This window comes from Microvirga sp. jy35, assembly GCF_056148915.1.
On the sequence record NZ_JBWBEW010000120.1, the window covers coordinates 1 to 986 of the forward strand.

The 986-nt window shown below is 61.8% G+C and carries 1 pseudogene; it reads right to left on the reverse strand.

From position 1 onward, the window contains the following. Positions 1-301: 301 nt before the first annotated feature. A pseudogene (locus AC0QTX_RS27480) lies at positions 302-986 on the reverse strand (hypothetical protein); the annotation flags it as partial.

Below are 986 nucleotides of genomic sequence, written 5' to 3' on the forward strand. Positions count from 1 at the left end.
CCAGACGATCGTTGATCCTCGTGCCATCGTCTTCGCCAAAGATGATCCGGGGCTCGCCTTGAGGATCCCGAATGACGTGCTGCCGATCTCGTCCGGGACAGGCGATGAAGAGGGTCCAGAGTGACGAGGGGCTCATGCGCTGTTCTTTATCGCAAACTTCGTTGAAGACCTGAGCAAAGCTGTGTTTCTGGGTCAAGCCATGCCCCACTGCGTCTGGGACGCTTTTGGTGCGTCAGCTTACGTGGTTACAGTGTGAGCCACCTCATCGTCGAATAACAGCAGGCGCGCAGACGCGAGCATATCACTGAGGTGTTTCAGGCAATAGAGGAGTTGCATCGGCTGGAGCACCTGTTCCAGATGTGTGCCCATTAGCGGGTGGCGCGGCAAGCTGCTGCCTTGCACCGGCCAACTGGCTCTGAGCATCAGCGAGTGCCTGACGGGTCGCCTGAAGCCGCCCCTCCAGCTCTGCGACCTCCCGATTGCGGGCGGCCAGGTCGTCTGTTGCCCTTGCCAGCTGAGCCTGAGGCTCAGACCGCTGCTGGGTTGCTTGGCTCTGGAGTTCAGCCTGCTCCCTCGTCAGGCGCTCCCGTTCTGAGCGAAGGTTGGAAAGATCCGTCTGAGTGGATGCTTGCGCGTCACGCACCTGCTGGAGACGTTGCTCAACCTCAGCGAACTCGGCTGTCCGAGAGGACAGCGCCTGAGTAGCTTGGGCTACCGACTCGCGGACCGCTGTCGCCTCACGGCGGGCCTCGTCCATCTGACGGCTCAGGTCCGCTAACTCCTGCCGGCGTGCCACAACGGTCTGTTCGCTTGTCGCAATCTCCTCCTTCACGGAGGCCAGCCGCTGTTCCGCCTGCTGTAGTTGGCTCTGGATCTCCGGCAGCCGCTGCGACAGTGCCGTGACGCTGCGGTCCAGCTCAGCGGCTCTTTGCTCATTGGCCTGCAGGGCTTGTCGAGCAGTGGAGGTCTGGGTCTGAACCTCGGTT